Origin of the sequence: Streptomyces sp. NPDC052396 (assembly GCF_044593195.1) — a bacterium.
Classification (GTDB): domain Bacteria; phylum Actinomycetota; class Actinomycetes; order Streptomycetales; family Streptomycetaceae; genus Streptomyces.
Genome location: NZ_JBIUAW010000005.1, coordinates 86,949 through 108,684 on the forward strand (window position 1 = coordinate 86,949; position 21,736 = coordinate 108,684).

Consider the following 21,736-nt stretch of genomic DNA (forward strand, 5'->3'; position numbering starts at 1 on the left):
GTTGCCCGGTGCCGTGCCTGGACGGCTAGAAGGGCAGACCCGGGAGGCCGCCACCCAGACCCTGGGCGAGTGGGCCGAGCTTCTGCTGCTGAAGCTGCTGAGCGGAGGCGTTGGCGTCCCGTACGGCGGCCAGGATCAGGTCGGCCAGCGTCTCGGTGTCCTCGGGGTCGACCGCCTTGGGGTCGATGACCAGGCCCTGGAGCTCACCGGCACCGCTGACGGTGGCCGTCACCAGGCCGCCGCCGGCCGAACCCTCGACGGGCGTGCGCGCCAGCTCCTCCTGGGCCTCGGCAAGTTGCTGCTGCATCTTCTGGGCCTGCTGAAGCAGCTGCTGCATATTGGGCTGACCACCACCGGGAATCACGGGTTGCTCCTGTGCTGTCGCGACAACGGGTCGGTAGTGCGAGCCTACGTGTTCGCCGGGAACGGTGTGCCATGCCGGGGGAAAGCTTCCCGCCCCTGTTGGTCAGCGATCCCCCGCTATTCGTTGGCGATCTCCTCGACAACGGTGGCGCCCAGCTCGCGGACGATGAGGTCATGGCCGGTCAGGGCGGTGTCGTCGAGGTCCGGGTCGTCCTCGGCGGGCATGTCGTCCTCGGGCGCCACCGGGGGCGGCTCGGGGGCCGCCTGCGGAGCGGGCACCGGCGCGGGCCGCGCCGGGGCGGCGGCGGGGGCCGACGGCTGGGGATGCGGCTGCGGGGGCGCGGCCGGGGCGGGCGCGCTGTACGCACCGGCGGAGGCGCCGGAGGGAGCGCCGGCCGGGGCCCCATACGAACCGGAGGCAACCGCTCCGCCGCCGCTCGGGTCGACGACCAGCTCGATCTTCCACTGCACCCCGAGCGCATCGCCGAGCGCCTGACGGAGCACATCCTCACTGCCGCTGTTGGCGAAGCTGTCACGGGCGCCGGCATTGGAGAAGCCGACCTGGAGCGTGCTGCCGTCGAAGCCGGTGATCTGGGCGTTCTGGCTGAGCAGGATCCAGGTGAAGCGGCGGCGGTTCTTCACGGCCTCCAGGACCTGCGGCCACATCTGACGGATCTGGCCGGCGTCACCACGGGGCTGAACCGGCGGCTGCGCAGACGGCTGCGTCGGCGGCTGGGGCTGCTGAGGCTGCTGGTACGAGGCCGCGGGGGCACTCGGCGCTGCCGGGCCACCTGCCGAAGGCCGGCCGCCGGGCTGCTGCCCCGCCGTACCGCCGCCCTGACCGGGGGCGGCCGCCGTGGGCCAGGCACCCGGACGCTGGGCGGACGTGGGCGAAGGGGCGCCCTGGCCCGGGGCGGCCGCGGCCGGCCAGGCGCCGGGACGGCCACCGCCGCCCTGCGCGGGCTCGGGCTGCGCGGGCGCGGCCGGGGGTGCGGCGGGCGCGGCCGGGGGTGCGGCGGGCGCAACGGCAGCGGCAGGCACCTCGGCAGGCGTATCGGGGGCAGGCGAACTGGGAGCGGGAGTGCCGGCCACGGGCGCACCGGCCACCGACGCGCCGGACGGCTGCCCGCCCTGCGCCCCCTGCGCCACCGCCGCGCGGGCGGCCGCCGGCCCGGACAGCCCGGGAGTGGCCCTCGGATCGTGCCCCTGCGGCCCCGGCACATATCCGATACCGCCGCCCACACCGCCGCCCGCGGCAGCACCCACGGCACCGCCCGCCGACGCGGCCCCGCGCTCCAGCCGGTCCAGCCGGGCCCGTACCGACCGCTCGTCGTCGAACGCGGCGGGCAGCAGCACCCGGGCGCAGATCAGCTCCAGCTGAAGCCGCGGCGAGGTGGCCCCTCGCATCTCGGTCAGCCCTTCGTTGACCAGGTCGGCGGCCCGGCTGAGTTCGCCCGCGCCAAAGACGGAGGCCTGGGCCTGCATCCGCTCCACCACATCGGCCGGGGCGTCGATCAGCCCCTTCTCCGCCGCGTCCGGCACCGCGGCCAGGATCACCAGATCGCGCAGCCGCTCCAGCAGGTCCGCGACAAAGCGGCGCGGATCGTTGCCGCCTTCGATGACCCGGTCGACGACCTCGAACGCGGCGCTGCCGTCGCCCGCCGCGAAGGCGTCCACCACGGAGTCCAGCAGCGAACCGTCGGTGTAGCCGAGCAGGGAGGTGGCCATGGCGTATGTCACACCGGCCTCGTCCGCCCCGGCGAGCAGCTGGTCCATCACGGACATCGAGTCACGCACCGACCCGGCCCCGGCCCGTACCACCAGCGGCAGCACGCCGTCCTCGACCGGGATCGCCTCCCGCTCGCACACCTCGCCCAGGTACTCCCGCAGGGTGCCGGGCGGCACCAGGCGGAACGGGTAGTGGTGGGTACGCGACCGGATGGTGCCGATGACCTTCTCCGGCTCGGTGGTCGCGAAGATGAACTTCAGGTGCTCCGGCGGCTCCTCGACCACCTTCAGCAGGGCGTTGAAGCCCGCCGAGGTGACCATGTGGGCCTCGTCGATGATGTAGATCTTGTACCGGCTGGAGGCGGGCCCGAAGAAGGCCTTCTCCCGCAGCTCACGGGCGTCGTCCACACCACCGTGCGAGGCGGCGTCGATCTCGATCACATCGATCGAACCGCGTCCGTTGCGGGCCAGGTCACGGCAGGACTGACACTCTCCGCAGGGCGTGGGCGTAGGGCCCTGCTCACAGTTCAGACAGCGGGCCAGGATGCGCGCGCTGGTCGTCTTGCCGCAGCCGCGCGGCCCGCTGAACAGGTACGCGTGATTGACCCGGTTGTTCCGCAGCGCCTGCTGCAGCGGGGCGGTTACATGCTCCTGCCCGATGACCTCGGCGAAGGACTCGGGACGGTAGCGGCGATAGAGCGCGAGGGACGACACACCTACGACGATATCGGGCCCCACCGACAAGTGGCCTCGGTCACAATCCCCCGCCCGCCCCATGCAAAGGGCCCCCCACGCACCCGCCAGAGCTCACTTACCCTTGCTGCCTTCCGGCCCTGGGGGAGTTCGGTGAGATAGCGCCACGTGAGGGGCTTGTCTCCCACCCTAGCGGATCCGGGAGGGTGCTCGGCCCCCCATGACCGATGTGATCAAGGCCCTTGGGAACGGGTTCGCGAGCAGTCCCCCGCGTCTTGTATTGTTTGCGGCGGAGGATTCGCCTAGAGGCCTAGGGCGCACGCTTGGAAAGCGTGTTGGGGGCAACCCCTCACGAGTTCGAATCTCGTATCCTCCGCACTGACCGGCCTGACCTGCGACAACGCAGGTTGGGCCGGTTCTCGTTTGGACGGCGACTCTCTATCCAGTCGCCGTTGGGCAAGACGCTTGGGCAACAAGAACTTGTCTAGCGGCTCCACCTAGGGAGCCTCCATGGGCCGCAGCCCACTCCGCTCGCAGCAGCGAGCCAGCAACCACAGCATCACAGCCACAGGCGTAGGCGCCCCGGTACCGACGGTCACGACCGACGAGGGCGGCCGGGAGGCCGTGATCGCGGAGCTTGAGCTGCACCTGTCCACGACCACGAACAAGCACGGTCGGCCCTACCAGCGCCGGACCGTCAACGCCTACAAGTACGCAGCCACCCAGCTCCACCACTGGCTGACTGATCAGCGCGTGCCCGGAGACTTCACCGCAGTGGACACAGCGCTCTTGAACCGGTTCTTCCGCTGGTACTACCGAACCCACGACGTGCCCAAGTCCCAGGACGGCAAGGGGGGTTACACCGGCGGGACCAACACCATCCAACGTAACCTCCGTGCTCTCTTCGGTTACTTGGCGGAGGAGTACGACCACGCCAACCCCTACAACGACCCCAAGCTCCAGCGGTACGCGGCTCCGCAGCAGGGGAAGCCGAAGACGCTTAGCGAGGACTTCATACGGGACATGCTCGGCGTCACCGGGGGCGGTAGCCCCAGAGTGAAGGACTTCCACACAGTTCGGGACCATGCCCTGTTGCGGGTGCTGACTGAGGGGCTGCGCAGTGACGAGATCCTGAACCTTCGCGTACAGGACTTGGATCTTGCCAGCGGGGCGCTTGTCGTCGTCCCGCTCAAGATGGACCGGAACTCTCGGGACGCCCGCGTCATCCCCCTTCAGCCCAAGACGGTCAAGGCTCTGTCGCGCTACCTGCGGGCGCGGGCCACGCACAAGTTGGCCGAGCGTACGGACTGGCTCTGGCTGGGCACACGGAACCGCTCACGACTTCTGTACGCGGGTCTTCACCGGATGGTGAAAGCACGGGCGGAGGAGGCCGGATACGACCCTTCCCTTGTGGCCCCTCACTCGTTTTGCCACACCTGGTGCGATGACCTCAAAGCAGCGGGGGTCCCGGGCGAACACATCATGACCATCCGAGGATGGAAGTCACCGGCCATGCTCCGCCGCTACGGGGCCGACATGGCAACACAGCGAGCCGTCCAGGCCGTTCAACGCCTGGGGGATCGCTACTGACCTGAGCAGCCTTCAGAGGCCCCGGCATCGTCCGGGGCCTCTTGCTGTGTCGGCACAGCGTGCCGTCCCCGCTGGGCACCTACTAGTCACTAGTAGGTGGGCAATCGAACTCTCTTGCGTGACCCGAGCGCGCGTCGTACGGTCGTGATCAACGGCCCCGCCAAGGGGCCTGTGAGGCTCTGGCATGCCAGCCAGTAGCCAACCCTTGCCAGGGGTGCCGAACGTCCCGCATGCGGGCACACAGGCACGCTGTGCCATGGGTGCACACCCAGCCCGTAGAGGCCATTCACGGGCAGCCTTCGGACCTTCAGGTCCCGACACTCTCTGGAGTCGCGTCGGGGCCTTTTTTGATGCCTAAAAGAGGAGAGGACGATTCTTGACCAGAGGGCTTGACTTCCCGGCCGGAACACCGTTTCTCGCTTTGTCGCAGGTGGAATTGAATCGGCTTGCGGCCGAAAACATAACTGCACCTCTATGGCTAAGAGTTTGGCTTCTTGCTCTGGCCGACAGCAATCGAATAGGTCATGCGGAATTTGGGCCTAGTGAGCTGAGGGATCGCCTGGGGGCGAAAGTACATGAAGAGACGGGGGCGATTATGCCGGTAGAGGGTTCAGCGGTAAGCAACGCCATAAGGACCTGCAAACGGCTTGGGCTCATAACTCCGGAGTCAAAGGCAAGGTGTCTGGTACTGTCGCACCATTTGGCTAAGAAGGCTGGCCTAGGGACTGGGTCATGCCGTACTCACAGAGTCAACACCAAGCGTCCTCACGGGCTCAGCGAGCGTTGATTTCACCGAGGTGGACACCTAGTTCACTCCCTCGTTAACCTCGGTGGCTCTATCGCTGGGCTGTCGCGTGTTGCTCTCTCTATCTTTAATGAGCCCCCGCTGGGCGAAAGGAGCCGGGGCAGGAGTCCAGGGCAGGCAGGGGGCCTGCCTAACCTTTGAAGTCGCTTATGGGTGCACCCAAGTGCGCCTGCCTATCCTCTGTCACTGCCCCGGCTCGTCGAAGGCCGGGGCATGTAATCCGCTGGTCGATCGAAGGCCAGCCAAATAGATCAGTAGCGCGCATCCCTGCGCGCAGGATGAGCAATAACTACGCTGGCCACTGGCAGGCCAGCGATACAAGAATGGAATACATAATCCTTAAGAGCATGTGCTGCGGGCAGTCCGATGCCCGCTTCATAACCGGGCCCATAAGGCCCGCAGAACCGCCCGAAAGGGCGGAAGTAAGGAGAAGCCCATCGCTCACGCGTGAGGCTACGGCAGCGCTTATAGGCGCCGCATGGCTGGCCGTTCTAGCGGCTCAGTCCTGATGCTCTATTTGTCGCCATACCGGCGACCCAACGAATCCGCTTACAGCGGATCACATCACATCTCGCCGAAGGGCGGAAGCAACGAGACGATTGATCGGCCCAACGCCACTCAGCAGTGCATAACCTCTGCATATTCATGCCGAATAAATGCAGCATGATTATGCTTCCCTAATGTCCACTTTGGGGTAATAGGGGGTCGAAAAGTATAACGCTTCCTTAGGAACCCCCCCGTTCCTTCCCCCCGTGGCATGCGTGCGGAAAAAAGAAAAATGGGCACGACGGTGCCCTTGGGTAATCTGGCCGCTTTCCCTGCATCTTTATGCGGGCCGCTATACAGTCGCCTTGCATGCTTATTCGCTTCGCGCTTCTGAAGGGATTCAGTTGTCCAGCGCAGTCTAGCGTCTCCGGCGCGGCTGTCAATGATGGGAGGAGAATTGCCTAAAGGCATCATGGATATTTTCGAGTGCCGCATATGCGGCGCACAGTGGTCTCACGTGGTCCGCCGTGGCCGACCGTCGGCCTACTGCGGGGAGGCTTGCCGCCGGGCAGGTCGGACTAAGCAAAGGCGCGTACAGCGCTCCCATAACCCCGAGGAGCGCACAGCTTGTGCCCAACGCCGAATTCCCCACGGGCGCCTTCCTGAGCGCCCTACACGGGCGCATGCAGCCTCAGTTGACGCGCTTATCGAGATGCTTGGAAGTGGCTTCGGGGTGGAGGCGGGGCGGCCAAGCCGTAAGCCTGAGAGCCTGCCTGAGCGGCTGCGCTACCCGGCCCTTAAGGCTGGGCCGTTCGAGGGCCGTACGTCGCGTAGGCACTTGCGCGTCATCGGGTCGGATCGCCCGTGGCACGAGTGCTGAGCGCTGGTCGCCGAAATAGTAAGGAGTGAGGCCGGTTCCCTTCGCTGGCTCAATGAATGACACTCACTCCACATTTAGGGCGGGTTGCCCGGCAAGCGGCCCGCCCTTTCTCATGCCTACTCGCAGAAATGGATTACCAAGATGGATGATCTTACTTACGCTCTTGTCGGCCTGCCCCTGGCTCAGGTCGAGAAGATTCACTATCAGGCCCTCATGAAGTTCAACGAGGTTTGCGACTCTTCCCCTGACTCTCTTGAACACGCCTGGGCGGGCATCTGGGCCGCCCTCGTTCACGTTGCTGATGACGCAAAGAGCTTTAAGGCTCACGCGGCAAGCTAGCTATTGACCGGCATTTATCACCCTCATGCCGGCAGCCGGTTATCCCTTCCTTTTGAATTGAGGTTAAGCATTGAGTTTTATTGATCTGGCTAAGAAGTCCCTTGAGGCGCGGCAGCGCCTCTTTGAGGAGTACAAAAGCGTTGACGCCGATACGTCGCTCAACGCTTCCGAGAAGCGCACCAAGCTTGAGGCCATTAATTCCGCCCTTGACGAGAGGGGCGAAGAAGTCAGGGACTATACGGAAAAGGCCGAACGAGCGGCTGAGGATCGCAAGCTCGGGAACAAGCTTGCGGCGCTCTTCAAGAACGGCACTGAGAGCCCTTACGACGTGGAAGATCGAGGCTGGGCTACCGGTAACGGCTTCATTCTGCCCAGCGAATCCGAGTACCGCAGCATTTCAACGCTTCCCTCTTCCGCCGGGGCCGCTGTCCCACCCGGCGTCTTTCAAGATTTTGTGATCTCGATGAGGCAGCAGGCCACCTTCCTAAAGGGCAAGGTTAATCTGCTGCCCATGAGCGAGGGTTATATGCATGTTCCAGTGGTTGCGGGTGACGGCACCTCGTCTGTAGTACCCGAGGGCGCACAGATTCCTGTATCTGACCTCAGCTTTGGGGATGCGGGTTTCGCCTCGTACAAGGTGGCACAATTGGCCGCCATTACCAGTGAGGTACTTCAGGATGCAGCCGTAGACGTCCGTAAGGCCGTGTCGGACGCAATGATGCGTAACGTTGCTGCGACAGTTGATAGCCTCTTCTACAACGGCACGGGAACCAGTCAGCCCATGGGAATTCTTAACGTACCCGGCTTGACGAGTAGCGCACTCAGTGCGAGTGTGACCCTGGATAATATCGCCGATCAAATGGCGCAGATTGAGGCTTACGGCGGTAAGGTCACAGAAATTCACACGGACCCAGCGACCTACAATCTGATTCGGAAGCTCAAGGCCAACACTGCTGGTCTTTACTTCTCGTCTCCATACTCTGGAACCGACGGTCCCCAGCAAGTCTGGGGCGCTGATTTGATCCCTGCTCCGCACCTTCCAGCAGGTACCGTCATCGTGATGGATGGACGACATGTGTATACCGGTCTTCGCCGGGAAATTGAGCTGCAATTCTCGTGGGAGTTCTTTTTCGATACCGACCGGCTTGGGGCACGTGTCACATCCCGTTGGGCCGGTGTGGGCGTGGCAGATACGCGCGCAGTCAGAATCCTCACTAAGACTCTCGGCACCTAACAGAAGCCCTACACTCTACCCACTTCACTACATTAGTGCATTTTAAATTCACCCAACTGCCGGCAAGCCCCATATCCGAGGAATTGAGATCCAATAGAAAAGCCCCGCTCCCAAGACTACGGGGGCGGGGCCTATTCGCTTATCAGGCTGCTGCCGTTGGCGCCGGGAATGGCGCCCCCGGGTACGTATACGGGTGATCTCTTCCCTCGCACGCCGCTTCAACGGCTTCGCGCCGTTCCAGTACGCGCTCCCAGTAGCGCACGTACTCAGGAACCAGCGGTCGGGGGAACCAGATCACATCATCGGGCGTCTCATCGGCTGCCCCGTCGAGGTCCGGCCGTGCGGCCGGGGTTGGCGCCAACTCCCATACGTTGCCGACCTGTTCGGCACACACGCGCCTGTGGGCCGGTCTCCGGCGCCCGGCGGGGCGCACTGCGGCGTGACGGCCGTGGGCAGGCAACAGAAGGGCCAGTGCCCACATGAGGGCACGCAAGATAGAGTGCATGCGTCGTCAGCTCCTATACAGCTGTCGGCATCGGCCCCGGCAACCGGTGCAACGGTTGCCGGGGCGCTTTCTTTGGTTGTGGTCTCCCCGGAGCTGCCCGTTTCTACGGGCAGGAGGACTACCTAGCCGTCCCCGCGCAGCTTTCGCAGGTATGCGGCTACTGCTTTACGGAACTCTTCGCGTGCTTTCTTGAACTCATACCAGTCCGGGTTCTTGCCGCCATCTTTGTGCATGGCCTGAAGCCGTTCCAGGACTGAGCGGGCTTCTTTGATCGGGCCGACATCTTCAACGTCAATCACGTTGAACTTAGCCCTTGTCTTGGCGTATGCCGCGTCCACTGCTTCAACGGCTGCCGCCTCGTCCTTGTACCGTCCTTCACTCCGGAACCAGGCAACTTGAGATTCTGCGTCGGCAGCGGAAAGGAATTCGGCGTACGCGTCACGGCGGGCGAGATACAGCTCGACGGGGGGTGCATCGGTCATGCTCTTTCTCCATGGTCGCTGTGCTAGACGGGCCCTTGTCTGGCTTGGGCACCGTCACGCTACCGGTGCGCCATCCTTGATCGCCGTGGAATGGGCGGATCTTCCCCCTGCCGCGTTGTACCTCGCTCAGGGGCTCCTAACAGTCGGTCCCGGAGATGGCGGGGTTGGCATAACGCACCGATCGACGGGGCGACATGCGTAGCTGGCTCTTGCTGCCGCTGTTGCTGCTGTCGTCGTCTCCGCCATCACCTGTGGGTCCGCAGGCGGCATCCGGGGCGCAGGCCAGTTGAGGCGAGCACGTCTCGAACGAGGGGCTACAGTCCGGCAGGCAGGACGGGGTGCTACTGACCACCGTGTGTGGGAACGCCTCCTCAAGCTCGCTGCGAACTAGCCTGTTGGGAAGGCCGTAGTAGATCGCTTCTACGCTCTGTTCGTGCACGTTCCCGATGCTCATCCAGCGAGCGAACACGCATGGCCACACATCTCCGTTGGGGCCGATGGCAACTTTTCCCCTGCCGCATCGTCCGCAGAGTCTCTTAATCTGTGGAGGTTTACCGTCTGCTCCCCGTCCGAACGGCCGTAGTGTGTCTGTCCGCACGTCACGTATGCCGAGTTGGAGCAATTGCGTTTCGGCTGGCTGGCTGCGCTGATCCTTCAGGACGCGGATAACGCTGCCCCTCATGGAGATGCCGAGCCGCTTGGCCTTTTCGACGTTGGAGCGCGTCCGCTCGTTGGACCCCTTCGACTGTGTTACGTCGTCGTGATCCTGATCCCAGTCTGAGTAATAGCTGAAGGCGAGCCGCACACCCGGGAGTTGAAGCGCTTCCCACACCTCATCGCGGATATGGGTCATGTTGGAGAAGACTTCGACCCGCATCCCTTGGGAGCAGGCATGCCGGATGTATTCGGGGAGCCCGGGGTGGAGTGTCGGTTCCCCTCCAATGAATTGAATGTCACGGACCCCGGTACCGGCGAGTTCGTCCATGACACGGCGCCAATCGGCGTCATCCATGTTGCCGTGGTCACCTTCCGGTGACGAATTGGCGTAACAGTGCACACACTTCAGATTGCAGAGCCCAGTAATTTCTAACCAGGCGAACGTCAGACGGAGAGGGAGCGCGGGCATAGATCCTCCTCAACGAGAGGTCGTATGTGCTCTGGCTTCCGTGCTTGCGTGATTTGCCATTTTGGCCCGCCCGGCCGTCAACGGCCACGAGGACGACCGGGCGGGGGTCCGGTGCCTGCCTCTCTGCTGGGGAGAAGAGACCCACAGCGCGGGAGGGTGCGCCATGGCGTGGGGCAGAGAGGCAGGGGTCATGTGCGCCGTGACAGTGGGGAGTGGTGACGCATCCAGTGCGCCTTGGCGATTCGGCCGATCTCGTCAGCCTTCGCCGTGTTGCCCCGGAGGGCAGCCGCCATCTTGGATGCCGCCAGCATGGCGCAGGACTCGCAACTCAGCTTGGTGTCACCGGAGTTGGCGCCCTCCGGTTGTTCCTCGGTGGGCGTCAAGAGTGCGCCTCCCGCAGGTGCCGACCCATGAGCACGATGCAATCACTTGCCTTGCTCCGGTCGCCCCGCTCAGCGGCAGCCGCACGCTCAGCCTTGATCCGGGCACACTCCGTGCAGCGCCGGGTCTCAGTGGTCACCCAGGCCCCCAGACAGGGCGGCGAGCGACCGATCCGGCTCGTGGCGCTCCCTGCACCGGGGGCAAATGCAGGGCGGGAAGAGGCTCCGCACAGCCGGTTCCTTGCCGTGCTGTACGTACGTCGTCGGTCCCCACGTGCGCCCACTGTCCAGGGACACCCGCATCGTCATCTTCGCGGCCGATCGGTCGCCGTCACGCTGTCTAGTCACTGTGTTCGAACCTCCGCGTGTCCCGCCCATCCCGGGCGGGCAACTCCCTTGAGTAGGCTCAGAGTTACGTGCTCAGCGCACGGTGACCAGAGCTTTCAGGTTTCCAACCGTCCTTGGAAAGGTGGTGATCGCACGCATGCACGAAGGTCCAGAAGGGGCACAAGACGGCCCGGAGTTCTACGGATCGGAGGTGCGGTTTGCCCGGGAGCACGCAGGCAAGACGCAGCCTCAACTAGCTGAGGCAACGGGGTACAAAGTCCCGTACGTGTCCAAGGTCGAAAACGGTCACACCCTGGGAAGCGAGCACTTCGCTGAAGGGTGTGATCGTTTCTTTGGGACGTCCGGCTATTTTCTGCGACTGCATCGCCGCATCTCAGACGCCGGACATCCCGAATGGTTCGTTCCGTACGTCAAGCTTGAGCGCCAAGCCAGCATCATTGAGGACTACTCGACCACGTTCATCATGGGCATGCTTCAAACCCCCGCCTATGCCGAAGCCACCTTCCGGGCAGCAAACCCGCAGGCAAGCGGGGTGAAGATCAAAGCCTGGGTTGAGTCTCGGCTGGCCCGTCACAGCGTGATAGAGCGCGATGCGCCCCCACGTCTGTGGGTGATCCTTCATGAGGCCACGCTACGTATGATCGTCGGCGACACGGCCACGATGGGGGAGCAACTTGAGTACCTACTGACCGAGGTGCAGCGCCCGAACGTCACGCTTCAGGTGCTCCCCTTTGCAGCCAAGACTCCCGCGTCGCACCTGCCGTTGACGCTGTTGACGTCTGCGGACGGGACGACTGCCCTCTATGAAGAGATCCGCCACCATGCGCGGGTTGACGAGTCAGCGGCGGCCGTTGCTGAGGCTCAGGACGTGTACAACAGGCTTCGCGCGTGTGCCCTGTCTCCTGAGCTTTCCATGGCACTGATCAGCACCACGCTAAAGGAGTTGACCCATGAGCAAGACCCCAGACCTCTCCCACGCGATATGGGAGAAGTCGAGTCACAGCGGCGGCACCGGCGGACAGTGCTTGGAGTTCACCCGCGTGTTCGCGGCTTCCGGCGTCATCCCCGTCCGTGACAGCAAGGCTCCCAACGGCCCCTCCCTGGCCTTTCCTGCGGCTTCCTGGCAGTCGTTCACGACCACTGTGAAGGCTGGCACCTCCCCGGCCGTCTAACGGCCGTCCGAGTGTCCTGGCGCTTGACCGAGGGCCCCGCTACGGCGGGGGCCCTTTGCTCGCCTCACTCGCTCTGAGGCGGGCCGTCGCCGACGCCTCAGCGTCGGTACTGGCCCATGCAGGGGCCAGCTACGCAAGACGCCTGTCTCTCCTTCGCCCCTCTTGACTCGTGCTTCGTCACTGGTCACAGTGTTGGTGTCGCAGTCTTTGGTGGATGCGCTTGGAAAGCGTGTTGGGGGCAACCCCTCACGAGTTCGAATCTCGTATCCTCCGCCACCGCTGAACAGCGGAAACGAAGCCCCCGACCGGGATCCGGTCGGGGGCTTCGTCGTTGCGTGGCTCGCGGCCGACGGTCCCGGGCACACGGCGGCGACGCATCTGAGCGCCGGGCCCGCTCCGGGATGTGGCCCGCAGCACACATGTCAGGTGGCAGCCGGCCGTACGGGGCTGGAGCGATCTGGTCGCTGGTATGTACGGGGGCAGGGGAACCCGGTATGGGTGGCGCAAGAAGGCCCCGGCCGCCTTCATCCACCACGGGCCGGTCGTCGGCCCTGATCACGCGAGCTCTAGTCTCGCCCCCCATGACCGACCTCTCCCCCTCCTCGTACCTCCGCGCCACAGCGGATGCCTACGACGGCATCGCCATCCGCTATGCGAATTTCGTCCGCGATGGACTCGCCCCGCTTCACCTGGACCGATCCATGCTCGCCGCCTTCGCCGAGTTTGTACGGGCCGCCGGGGCCGGAGCCGGGGCCGTCGCCGAGCTGGGATGCGGCCCTGGCCAAGTGACGGCGCACCTGCGGGACCTGGGGCTGGACGCCTTCGGTGTCGACCTGTCGCCGGTGATGATCGACCTGGCTCGCGAGGCCTACCCGGACCTGCGGTTCGAGGTCGGTTCCATGGACGCTCTGGACCTGACCGACGGCGAGCTGAGCGGCATCGTCTCCTGGTATTCGGTCATCCACACCCCGCCGGAGGAACTGCCCGCGTACTTCGCCGAGTTCGGTCGCGTACTGGCTTCGGGCGGGCACCTGCTGCTGGCCTTCTTCGAGTCCGAGGGCGATCCGGTGACGGCCTTCGACCACAAGGTGGCGACGGCCTACCGGTGGCCGATCGACGATCTCGCCACGCTGGCCCGCGAGGCCGGGTTCACCGAAGTCGGCCGGATGCTGCGCGAACCCCGCGAGGAGGAGCGGCACCGACGGGGCCACCTGTTCATGCGACGGCGGTAACCGGCGGGGTGCGCGGCGGCGGAGGGCATGCGAGCGGCCGTGGCCGGGGCTCATCGGCGCCGCCGGCAACGGAGTTCGCCCGTCATCTGCACAAGGACGAACACCGGCAGCCGGGGGCGACAGCACTACGATCGCCCGTCATGGACTGGCTGGAGCGCGCCGCGAAGCTGAGGCAGTGGACCAGAAGCGGGGCACGCGCGCCGCACAAGCCGCTGCTGTTCCTGTACGCCCTGGGCCGGTTCCAGCAGGACGCCGATGACGAACTGCGCTACAGCGCGGTGGAGGAGGACCTGCGGCGACTGCTGGCCGAGTACGGTCCGCCGCACCGGACCACTCCTGCCTACCCGTTTCACCACCTGGTGAGCGACGGGGTGTGGGAGGTGCGCACCGACCACGGACCCGGCAGCCCCGGCACCGGGATACGGGAGTTACGGGCGGCCGGAGCCGCGGGGCGGCTGGCGCCGGAGCTGCGGGCGGCGCTGCGGCGGGAGCCGTCGCTGCTCGGCCGGATGGCACGAATCCTGCTCGACCTGCACTTCCCGCCCTCGCTCCACGGCGAGTTGTGCGACTCCGTCGGCCTGGAACCGGAGCCGGCGGAGGGCGAACGGCTCAGCACCACGCGGCGGCAGCGGGACCGGCGGATGCGCGAGCTGGTACTGACCGCTTATGAGTACCGATGCGCCTTCTGCGGTTACGACGGGAGAATCGGCTCGCTCTCCGTCGGGCTGGAGGCCGCCCATGTGCGCTGGTGGGCCTATGACGGCCCGGACGAGGTCGACAACGGACTGTGCCTGTGCTCGCTGCACCACAAGCTCTTCGACAAGGGCGTCCTGGGCATCGGCGACAGCAATCGCATCCTGGTCTCGCAGCGGTTCACCGGCCATAGTGCCGCCGCCCGCGAGCACGTCACAGCCCTCTCGGGCCGCACGCTCATCGGCCCTCAGCCCGGCGTCCGCCCCGTCGCCGCGGCCCACCGCTCCTGGCACACCAGCCAGGTCTTCCATGGTGCACCGCGCCCGGCCGGGTGAGCGACGGCGCCCGTGGTCATGGGCTCCTCGGAGCAGCGGCAGGCGCTCCTTCGCCACCGCCACCAGGGGGCGGCCCGGACAGCGCGGCGACGGCCGGACAGCCGGGCAACGAGCCGCGCTCACCCCGGGCCCGGCTGGCAGTGCGGGCACCACACCGTGCCCCGGCCCGCCACCCGGGTCCGGCGCAGTGGATAACCGCAGCGTGGGCAGGCCGGGTCGGGGGCGTCGCGGTGGCCGGTGAGCCAGGAGTCACGGGGCGGGACACAGCCGGCGGCCACCGCCGAGCGCAGGGTCCGGCGCAGTTGGGTGTACAGGCGGCGGCGCTCGGCCTCGGTGAGGTCGCCGGTCCGGGCGGTGGGCCGCAGCCCCGCGCGCCACAGGATCTCGTCGGCGAGCAGATTGCCGAGGCCGGCCAGGACGGACTGGTCGGTGAGGGCGGTCTTGACGCCGCCCCGGCGCGAGGCGAGCGCGGCCTCGAACTCCGCGCGGTCCACCGCCAGCGCGTCCGGGCCCTGCCGGTCCAGCAGCCGTGCGACCAGGGCCTCGTCCTGGGCCAGCCAGAGGCCCTGGAGTTTGCGCTGGTCGCGGAAGCGAAGCTGATGGCCGCCGGTCAGGGTGAACAAGACGCGGTCATGGGCCCCGGCCGCCTCCTCGGGCCCGGCGCAGACCACCCGGCCGGTCATACCGAAGTGCAGCAGCAGGGTGGGACCGTCGCCGGTGCGGGCGAGCAGCCACTTTCCGTGCCGCTCCGGGGTGGTGAACCGCCGGCCTTCCAGCGCGCTGCGCAGCCCGCGGGCGCTCACCCCGTGCAGGACGCCCGTGTCGCGCACCTCGATGCGCTGGATGACCCGGCCCTTGGCGCAGGACTCCAGCACCTTCCGGAACCCCTCGACATCCGGCAGCTCTGGCATGGCGGGACGGCCTCCTCGCGGAACCGGCACCGGCACCGGACTCGGACTCGGACGCGCGAGCTCGGAGCTGCATGTCCGTTCCGTATGGATATGCTACTTATGTGATCACGCCTGGCCGCCCGCGGCTCCGCCGGCGTCCCTACGGTCGCTGGTCCCCCGCCCTGCTCTCGCCGGTACTCCTGACCGTGGTGATCGGCAGCCTGGCGTATGCCACGCCCCGGAGCGTCGCCGTCAGCCGTCTGCTGCCCGCGGCGCCGGCCCTGGCCGCCTCCATGTGGCCGGTGCTGCCCACGGTCCTGCTGGGGACGCTCTGTCTGCTGCTGATGATCGGGCTGGGGATGGAGTTCCCCGACCTGGGGACGCCGTACACCTCGGCGGGGATCGTCGCGGTCACCGTGGCGGCGGCCTATGGCAGTCATGTGCGGCTGCAACGGGAGCAGACCCTGTTCCAGGTCCGGCTGGTCGCCGACGCGGCACAGCAGGTGGTGCTGAGCCCGATGCCGCGCAGCTTTGGAGCGGTGGAGATCGAGGCGCTGTATCTGGCGGCCGCGGCGGAAGCCCGGATCGGCGGTGACTTCTACGAGGTGGTCACCACGCCATACGGCATCCGGCTGCTCATCGGCGATGTCCGGGGCAAGGGGCTGCCGGCGGTGGGGGCGGCCGCGGCGGTGGTCAACTCCTTCCGGGAGGCCGCCTATGACGAGCCCGGCCTGGACGGCATCGCGCGCCGTCTGGAGGCCAGCAGCACCCGCTATCGCGCCGCCTTCCGCGCCGATGACGAGATGGAGAGCTTTGTCACCACCCTCCTCGTCGAGATCCCGATCGGAAACGGCCGGCTGAGGGTGCTCAACTGCGGGCATCCCCCGCCGCTGCTGCTGAGCCGCGGGGAACTGCGCACCCTGACCGCCACCGCTCCCTCACCGCTGCTCAACCTCGCGGAGCTGATGGGCGGCCAGTACAGCGTGGACACCTTCGAGGCCGCCCCCGGCGATCTGCTGCTGCTCTTCACCGACGGTGTCACCGAGGCCCGTAACCGCGAGGGCGCGTTCTTCCCGCTGGCGGACTGGATGCGTGGTCAGGCCCCGGGCGGGCCCCGGGACCTGCTCGACGCGCTGCACCGCGACCTGCTCCGCTACAGCGGCGGCCGGCTCGACGACGACATCGCCGCCCTGGCCGTACACCTGGGCTGAGCCGTACGCCTGGGCTGACCGGCCCCGCCCGGCCGCACCGCCGGCCGGGTGAGCGTCCGGAACCTCGCCACCCCGCCCCCGTTACCCAGGTCGTCGCTCCTCGGCGGCGAACCCCTCGCGGACTCACAGTGGAAAGGCACGGGACGTGCTCAAGCAGGTGTGTACGGCGGTCTCACTGACCGCCTCGACGGCCGGGGTGCTGGCCGGACCGGCCATGGCGGATGTGATCAGCGGCCAGGACGCCCGGACCACCTACGGACACACCGAGGTCGGCGGCCAGGGCAGCCCGCAGATCAGCGCGGTGCAGGGCACGCTCAACCGGCTGTGTCTGGGAGTGGGCAAGCTGGGCATCCAGTCGGTGCTGACGCTGATCAACATCGGGGTGCAGGACGTCCCGGTGCTCTCCTCGGAGCAGCAGCAGGAGTGCACCGAGCACTCGGTCCTCGGCAATGGCGACAACCCGCTCTCGCACCTGGTCAGCGACATCCCGGTGGTGGCGGACAACGGCACCGGCAACGAGTGATCCACGGCCGGTCAGGGTGCGGTGGCCTGCCGCCGCACCCGCAGCCGCAGCTGGATGGCGTGCACCACCTCGACCAGGCCCAGGACGATCAGCAGCACTCCGCTCCACAGGGCGAGCAGCGCGAGCGAACCAAAGGGCGTGGTGATCAGCACGATGCCGGCGAGCAGGGTGAGCACCCCGAGGAAGACCTGCCAGCCCCGGGCCGGCAGCTCGGGTGTGGAGAGCGCCACCGCGGTGAGCATCACACCGCGCAGCAGCCAGCCGAAGCCGATCCACAGCGCCAGCAGCAGGAGTGACTCGGTGGGGCCGCGGAAGCACAGCAGCCCCAGCAGTACACACAGGGCGCCGCTGACAAAACCCAGGGCCCGCAGGTGGCCGGGGACATGGTGGCCGAAGGCCCCGGCCAGCTGGAAGGCGCCAAAGGCCAGCAGATAGATGCCGAACAGCACGCCCACCGCGGTCAGCGTGGCCTTGGGCCAGGCCAGCACCACCACGCCCAGCGCCACGGAGGCCACTCCGGCGGCGAGCAGTACCTGCCACCCGGCGTGCGCCAGCAGGCCGACGCGGCCGATGGGGGTCTGGGCGGGGGTGCCGGTGGGGTCGGAGGGGAGAGTCATGGCGTTTGCCTCCTGAGCTCTCGAGGGGAGTACGCCCTTCACTCCTTTCACCCAGGCTTGCATGGATTCCAGGGGCACGCAGCCTGCGCCGTATGCCCCCGGAACCGGTCCTCTCCCCCGCTACTTCCGCAGCGCGCAGGTGGCCGTGGCCACCTTGCCAGGGTCGCTCTCCGAGCGGGCCAGCAGCCTGATGGTGCCGTCCCGGGCGGCGCCCGGGCGGGCGGTGACGGCCAGGTCCACCGTGGTGGTGCCGCCGGGGGCGGCGGTGGCCAGGCGGTTGGGCAGCCAGGCGGACCAGCCATGGCTGGTGGTGGCGGCCGCCAGGCGGTAGATGTCCTGGCCGGCGCCGGAGCTGCGCAGCGGGAAGGTGCAGCGGGCCCGCCCGTCGGCGGGCTTGCCATGGGCGGTGCCGGCGCCGAGGGCGAGGCCGTACGGCCGGGAGCCCGCCCCGTCCAGGGAACGCACGCCTATGTCGTAGGAGAGGACGCCGGCGGCATCGCGGTGCACATTCAGCACATAGAAGTGCAGCCGGTTGGCCTGGTCCACATACTCGTACGCGCTGCCGGAGTCCGCTCCGGCGTGGAACAGCGCATCGCTGAGCTGCCGGTAGTCGCCCATGGTGATCTTCTGCGGGGTGCCGTCGGGGCGGATGAAGTCCACCAGGCCGATGTCCTCGGGGTGGGCATCGATCACCCAGGCGAAGGGGGCGTCGTCGGCGTTCTTGGTCTTGCTGAGCAGCACTCCGCTGTCGGGGGTGAAGGAGTCCATGCCCATCCGGTCGACGACCTCAAGGGTGTAGTTGTCATAACCACCGCCGTCGCACCGGGGGTTGGTGTCACGGTCGCAGGCGGCCGAACGGTCGCCGCTCAGGGTGATGTTGACGCCGGACAGCCCGCCCGTCCCGGGAGGCGCGGCGCGGGCGGTGACCCGGGCGACGACCGGACCGGAGCCGGCGAGGGCGTCCCGGTCCAGGCGCAGCACATTCTTCTCGTCGACGATGCCCAGTTTGAGCTTGTCGCGCAGCACATGCTGGGCGCCCATCGAGCCGCCGGCGGTGGCCGGTATCCGCCACCGGGTGTGCGGGCCGCCGGGGCCGTTGAAGGAGCCCCGGGAGAGCATGCCCCAGATGCCGGTGTAGGAGCGGCTCAGTGGTGTCCCGTAGGGGTTGTTGTAGTTGTCGCCGATGCCCAGGATATGGCTGAACTCATGGGCGTAGGTGGCCATTCCGGAGCTCTCGGCCTGGATGGACGAGCCGTCCGCGGCATTGGGCCAGATCCTGGCCGCCGACCGCCAGGAGGTCCAGGGGACATAGCGGGTACGGGCCGCGTTGCCGCCGCCCGTAAGGGGGGACGGCGGCCCCCAGGCGGCCGGGATGTCCCCGGGGCCGTTGAACCTCATCGGGCCGAACTCCTGCCAGGTGGAGGACTCGTCGACGCCGGCGGTGAGATAGAAGACGAAGTCGAACTGCCCGGTGCGCCCGGCGCCGGCGTCCGCGACCCAGGCGCGTCTGCCATCGGCCCGGATGTCCTTGCCGCAGGTGTCGCCGCTGGGACAGGCCCCCGGGTTCATATCCGGCTCTATCCCGTACTGGTAGGACTTCCAGGGCATCCGGTACACCCCGAAGGCGGTCAGCTCGACGCCCAGCCGGCCGCCGGAGTCCTCCATCCAGTACTCGTTGATGGTGTGGCCATGGTTGAGTACGCCCGGCTTGTTGAGGAAGTCACGGTAGAAGGCGGGCACTTGGCCGCGCGGGATACTGGCCGCGACGGGCTGGGGGTTGCCGAAGCCGGCGGTGCCGGCGGCTCTGGTGACCGAGAACTCCTCATCGGGATAGTCCAGGAGCACCAGCGCGCCCTTGAACATCCGCCGGGTGGGCTTGACTTGGGGATCGGCCCAGTGGGTGCCGGGGACCGGGCGGTACTCGCCCCAGGTCATGTCATCGGGGTTGCGCCAGTGCTGGGGGTCGATCGGCTGGACCAGCGGCGGCGGACGGTGCGTGGCTCCGGCGGGGCCGGCGGGCCCGGTGGTCAGGGCGGCCAGCAGGCCCAGCAGCAGGACGGCGAGACCTGACCCGCGGAGGGGGCCGGGTGCGCGAAGGGCGCGTCTTCGAGGGAAAGCCAAGACTCACTCACCTCTTTCGACGGGAGTGTTCATCCGGGCCAAAGTAGGGCGCGAGGCTGCCCACCACCAGTGCGAAGCAGGTCGGTTGGCGGGGCGCCGGGGGCAGCGGCCAGGAGTGGCGACCCGGCGGCACCTCCCGGCCCCGCGCCCACGGTCACCGACAGCACCGCGCTGCATCTGCCCATCGAGCGCTATCTGCCGACCGCCGACGACCGGGCCCGGATCAGCAAGGCATCCGGCGTGCTCCTCCAGGAGTGCATGCGGCGGCATGGGCACTCCTGGTCCCCGCAGGCCGCCGGCGCCCGCAGCGGCCCGGTGACCATGACGGAGATGCGGTACGGGGTGAACAACCCGCGCCAGGCCCAGCTCACCGGCTACCACTTCGGCCCCGCCAACCCCGGCTACCACGCCCCGTCCCCGGCACCCTCGGCCCCGCCGTCGCCCGAGGCGGAGCCCGACCGCGGCTGTTCCGACGAGGTGCGGCAGAAGCTCTCCGCCGGCGCCCCCTTCCTCGGGGCCGCCCCGCTGGCACAGCGGATCAACACCGACGGCTTCGCCGCCTCGCTGCGGGATCCCTCGGTCCAGGCGGTGTTCCGGCAGTGGGCCGGGTGCATGCGCGGCCAGGGGTTCCGCTACACGACGCCGATGGACGCCGTGAACGACCCTTCCTTCACCGGACCTTCGCCCGCCGCCGAGGAGACCCGCACGGCCACGGCGGACCTGCGGTGCAAGGAGCGGTACAACGTGGTGGGCACCTGGTTCGCCGCGGAGTCCGGCAACGAGCGGTCCGCGATACGGGCCCACGCGTCGGAACTCGCCAACGTCCAGCGCCAGATGCGGGCGCAGCGGAGCACGGCCGACTCAGTGGTGAGCCACTGACGCCCGTCGCGGAGCCCGCCCAGGGTGGCCCGGCGCCCCGTAAGGGGCGCGGGGAACTGCGCAAGTGGCCACAAAACTGAGCAACCAGCCACAAACCATCCACAGCCGGAAATCCCCGCCCCCGGCGAAGCCCCCACCCCGAACGGGCACCCGAACGCGGCCCGCCCGCGAAGCGGTGACCCGGCGCGTTCCGGCGAACCCCCCGCCACCCGATTGGTGATCACGATTGGTATCAACCTATGGTGGGTGCGCACCGGCCTCGCACTCCGGTGAACCCCCCGTCGTGGTAAGGAAGTTGACCCGAAGGGCCGCCGTCCCCGCCGCACAGCGCCCCCTCACCGCGCCCTTACCCGAAAACCGCATACCGTGCGGCCTGCCCCCGCCCCCGACCCCGAGAGGACCATGGACGCTCCCCAGGCCAGCCTGCTGGTCGTCGATGACGAGCCCACCATCAGGGAGCTGCTCGCCGCCTCCCTGCGCTTCGCCGGATTCGAGGTGGACCTGGCCGGCAGCGGGGCGCAGGCACTGGAACGGATCGAACGCAAGCGGCCCGACCTGGTGGTCCTCGATGTGATGCTGCCCGATATCGACGGCTTCACGGTGGTCCGCCGGCTGCGCCGGCAGCGGGAACGGGACCGGCTGCCGGTGCTCTTCCTCACCGCCCGCAACGGGGTCGGGGACAAGGTCGGCGGGCTCAGCGCGGGCGGCGACGACTACCTCACCAAGCCCTTCAGCCTGGAGGAGCTGATCGCCCGGATCGACGCCGTGCTGCGCCGCACCGGCGGATACCCGGACGACGGCCGCCTGGTGGTGGGCGATCTGGAACTGGACCCGGTGGCCCACCGGGTGTGGCGGGACGGACGCCCGGTCGCCCTGTCCCCCACCGAATTCCGGCTGCTGGCCCATCTGATGACCAACGCCGGCCGGGTGCAGCCCAAGGCGCTGATCGCCGAGGAGGTCTGGAACCATGACTTCGGCGGCGATTTCAGCATCGTCGAGTCCTATGTCTCCTATCTGCGCCGCAAGGTGGACCCAGGCCCGCGCAAACTGATCCACACCGTGCGCGGCGTCGGCTACGTACTGCGCCACCCCCAGGGCTGAGGC

At 67.5% G+C, this 21,736-nt stretch carries 18 protein-coding genes, 1 tRNA gene and 1 other RNA gene; 12 read left to right on the top strand and 8 right to left on the bottom strand.

What is annotated here, in order from left to right; all coding sequences use genetic code 11:
• Window positions 1–25: 25 nt before the first annotated feature.
• The 3 genes from ACIHFE_RS14260 to ffs all read right to left on the bottom strand — a co-directional run bounded on the left by ACIHFE_RS14260 (window position 26) and on the right by ffs (window position 2,964).
• Window positions 26–364 carry a YbaB/EbfC family nucleoid-associated protein gene (locus ACIHFE_RS14260; RefSeq protein WP_400106208.1) on the bottom strand — a complete coding sequence of 113 codons (339 nt, stop codon included), beginning with the start codon at window positions 362–364 and terminating at the stop codon, window positions 26–28.
• Window positions 365–480: 116 nt separating this feature from the next.
• Window positions 481–2,805, bottom strand: a complete 2,325-nt coding sequence (locus ACIHFE_RS14265) for a DNA polymerase III subunit gamma and tau (protein WP_400106210.1) — start codon at window positions 2,803–2,805, stop codon at window positions 481–483.
• 64 nt (window positions 2,806–2,869) lie between these two features.
• Window positions 2,870–2,964: signal recognition particle sRNA small type (ffs, locus tag ACIHFE_RS14270), an RNA gene on the bottom strand.
• A 111-nt stretch (window positions 2,965–3,075) separates the two neighbouring features.
• Here ffs and ACIHFE_RS14275 point away from each other — a divergent pair.
• From ACIHFE_RS14275 to ACIHFE_RS14290, 4 genes are all read left to right on the top strand, one after another.
• Window positions 3,076–3,160: transfer RNA gene (locus tag ACIHFE_RS14275), tRNA-Ser, on the top strand.
• Window positions 3,161–3,294: 134 nt separating this feature from the next.
• Complete coding sequence (locus ACIHFE_RS14280) at window positions 3,295–4,374, top strand: tyrosine-type recombinase/integrase (protein WP_400106212.1); 1,080 nt, start codon at window positions 3,295–3,297, stop codon at window positions 4,372–4,374.
• A 2,312-nt stretch (window positions 4,375–6,686) separates the two neighbouring features.
• Entirely contained in the window at window positions 6,687–6,884 is a 198-nt protein-coding gene (locus tag ACIHFE_RS14285) for a hypothetical protein (protein WP_400106214.1), read from the top strand.
• Window positions 6,885–6,954: 70 nt separating this feature from the next.
• On the top strand, window positions 6,955–8,118 hold the full coding sequence (locus ACIHFE_RS14290) for a phage major capsid protein (RefSeq protein WP_400106216.1): 1,164 nt from the start codon (window positions 6,955–6,957) through the stop codon (window positions 8,116–8,118).
• A 627-nt stretch (window positions 8,119–8,745) separates the two neighbouring features.
• On the opposite strand, the gene ACIHFE_RS14295 is transcribed toward ACIHFE_RS14290, so the two are convergent.
• Window positions 8,746–9,105: a hypothetical protein gene (locus ACIHFE_RS14295; protein WP_400106218.1), complete on the bottom strand. Its 360-nt coding sequence runs from the start codon at window positions 9,103–9,105 to the stop codon at window positions 8,746–8,748.
• A gap of 136 nt (window positions 9,106–9,241) precedes the next feature.
• Window positions 9,242–10,231 (bottom strand): radical SAM/SPASM domain-containing protein, encoded by a 990-nt coding sequence (locus ACIHFE_RS14300; protein WP_400106220.1) that lies wholly within the window; start codon window positions 10,229–10,231, stop codon window positions 9,242–9,244.
• Window positions 10,232–11,095: 864 nt separating this feature from the next.
• On the opposite strand from ACIHFE_RS14300, the gene ACIHFE_RS14305 reads away from it, so the two are divergent.
• The 4 genes from ACIHFE_RS14305 (at window position 11,096) to ACIHFE_RS14320 (ending at window position 14,391) form a co-directional block, all read left to right on the top strand.
• Entirely contained in the window at window positions 11,096–12,034 is a 939-nt protein-coding gene (locus tag ACIHFE_RS14305) for a Scr1 family TA system antitoxin-like transcriptional regulator (RefSeq protein WP_400107004.1), read from the top strand.
• A complete protein-coding gene (locus tag ACIHFE_RS14310; RefSeq protein ID WP_400106222.1) occupies window positions 12,000–12,131 on the top strand; it encodes a DUF397 domain-containing protein in 132 nt (43 codons plus the stop codon). The genes ACIHFE_RS14305 and ACIHFE_RS14310 overlap by 35 nt, the downstream gene beginning before the upstream one ends.
• 581 nt (window positions 12,132–12,712) lie before the next feature.
• Entirely contained in the window at window positions 12,713–13,363 is a 651-nt protein-coding gene (locus ACIHFE_RS14315) for a class I SAM-dependent methyltransferase (RefSeq protein ID WP_400106224.1), read from the top strand.
• Between the two features lie 140 nt (window positions 13,364–13,503).
• The gene (locus tag ACIHFE_RS14320; RefSeq protein WP_400106226.1) at window positions 13,504–14,391 is read left to right on the top strand and encodes a phosphorothioated DNA-binding restriction endonuclease; all 888 of its coding nucleotides are present in this window, start codon (window positions 13,504–13,506) and stop codon (window positions 14,389–14,391) included.
• Between the two features lie 119 nt (window positions 14,392–14,510).
• On the opposite strand, the gene ACIHFE_RS14325 is transcribed toward ACIHFE_RS14320, so the two are convergent.
• Window positions 14,511–15,302: an Fpg/Nei family DNA glycosylase gene (locus ACIHFE_RS14325; RefSeq protein ID WP_400106228.1), complete on the bottom strand. Its 792-nt coding sequence runs from the start codon at window positions 15,300–15,302 to the stop codon at window positions 14,511–14,513.
• Between the two features lie 101 nt (window positions 15,303–15,403).
• Here ACIHFE_RS14325 and ACIHFE_RS14330 point away from each other — a divergent pair, with 101 nt between their 5' ends.
• The gene (locus ACIHFE_RS14330; protein ID WP_400106230.1) at window positions 15,404–16,492 is read left to right on the top strand and encodes a PP2C family protein-serine/threonine phosphatase; all 1,089 of its coding nucleotides are present in this window, start codon (window positions 15,404–15,406) and stop codon (window positions 16,490–16,492) included.
• A 145-nt stretch (window positions 16,493–16,637) separates the two neighbouring features.
• Complete coding sequence (locus ACIHFE_RS14335; protein WP_400106232.1) at window positions 16,638–17,015, top strand: rodlin; 378 nt, start codon at window positions 16,638–16,640, stop codon at window positions 17,013–17,015.
• Window positions 17,016–17,026: 11 nt separating this feature from the next.
• Here ACIHFE_RS14335 and ACIHFE_RS14340 read toward each other — a convergent pair whose 3' ends face one another.
• On the bottom strand, window positions 17,027–17,632 hold the full coding sequence (locus ACIHFE_RS14340; protein ID WP_400106234.1) for an HdeD family acid-resistance protein: 606 nt from the start codon (window positions 17,630–17,632) through the stop codon (window positions 17,027–17,029).
• Window positions 17,633–17,752: 120 nt separating this feature from the next.
• A complete protein-coding gene (locus ACIHFE_RS14345; protein WP_400106236.1) occupies window positions 17,753–19,753 on the bottom strand; it encodes a M6 family metalloprotease domain-containing protein in 2,001 nt (666 codons plus the stop codon).
• Between the two features lie 69 nt (window positions 19,754–19,822).
• Here ACIHFE_RS14345 and ACIHFE_RS14350 point away from each other — a divergent pair, with 69 nt between their 5' ends.
• Both ACIHFE_RS14350 and ACIHFE_RS14355 read left to right on the top strand, forming a co-directional pair.
• A complete protein-coding gene (locus ACIHFE_RS14350; protein ID WP_400106238.1) occupies window positions 19,823–20,632 on the top strand; it encodes a hypothetical protein in 810 nt (269 codons plus the stop codon).
• 402 nt (window positions 20,633–21,034) lie between these two features.
• Window positions 21,035–21,733 (top strand): response regulator transcription factor, encoded by a 699-nt coding sequence (locus ACIHFE_RS14355; protein ID WP_400106240.1) that lies wholly within the window; start codon window positions 21,035–21,037, stop codon window positions 21,731–21,733.
• Window positions 21,734–21,736 lie beyond the last annotated feature (3 nt).

What these genes read in the sequence shown, in the direction of transcription:
- ACIHFE_RS14280 (WP_400106212.1), top strand. Translation starts at nt 3,295, where the DNA reads ATGGGCCGCAGCCCACTCCGCTCGCAGCAGCGAGCCAGCAACCACAGC.
- ACIHFE_RS14340 (WP_400106234.1), bottom strand. Translation starts at nt 17,632, where the DNA reads ATGACTCTCCCCTCCGACCCCACCGGCACCCCCGCCCAGACCCCCATC.
- ACIHFE_RS14295 (WP_400106218.1), bottom strand. Translation starts at nt 9,105, where the DNA reads ATGACCGATGCACCCCCCGTCGAGCTGTATCTCGCCCGCCGTGACGCG.
- ACIHFE_RS14285 (WP_400106214.1), top strand. Translation starts at nt 6,687, where the DNA reads ATGGATGATCTTACTTACGCTCTTGTCGGCCTGCCCCTGGCTCAGGTC.
- ACIHFE_RS14320 (WP_400106226.1), top strand. Translation starts at nt 13,504, where the DNA reads ATGGACTGGCTGGAGCGCGCCGCGAAGCTGAGGCAGTGGACCAGAAGC.
- ACIHFE_RS14300 (WP_400106220.1), bottom strand. Translation starts at nt 10,231, where the DNA reads ATGCCCGCGCTCCCTCTCCGTCTGACGTTCGCCTGGTTAGAAATTACT.
- ACIHFE_RS14305 (WP_400107004.1), top strand. Translation starts at nt 11,096, where the DNA reads ATGCACGAAGGTCCAGAAGGGGCACAAGACGGCCCGGAGTTCTACGGA.
- ACIHFE_RS14325 (WP_400106228.1), bottom strand. Translation starts at nt 15,302, where the DNA reads ATGCCAGAGCTGCCGGATGTCGAGGGGTTCCGGAAGGTGCTGGAGTCC.
- ACIHFE_RS14315 (WP_400106224.1), top strand. Translation starts at nt 12,713, where the DNA reads ATGACCGACCTCTCCCCCTCCTCGTACCTCCGCGCCACAGCGGATGCC.
- ACIHFE_RS14355 (WP_400106240.1), top strand. Translation starts at nt 21,035, where the DNA reads ATGGACGCTCCCCAGGCCAGCCTGCTGGTCGTCGATGACGAGCCCACC.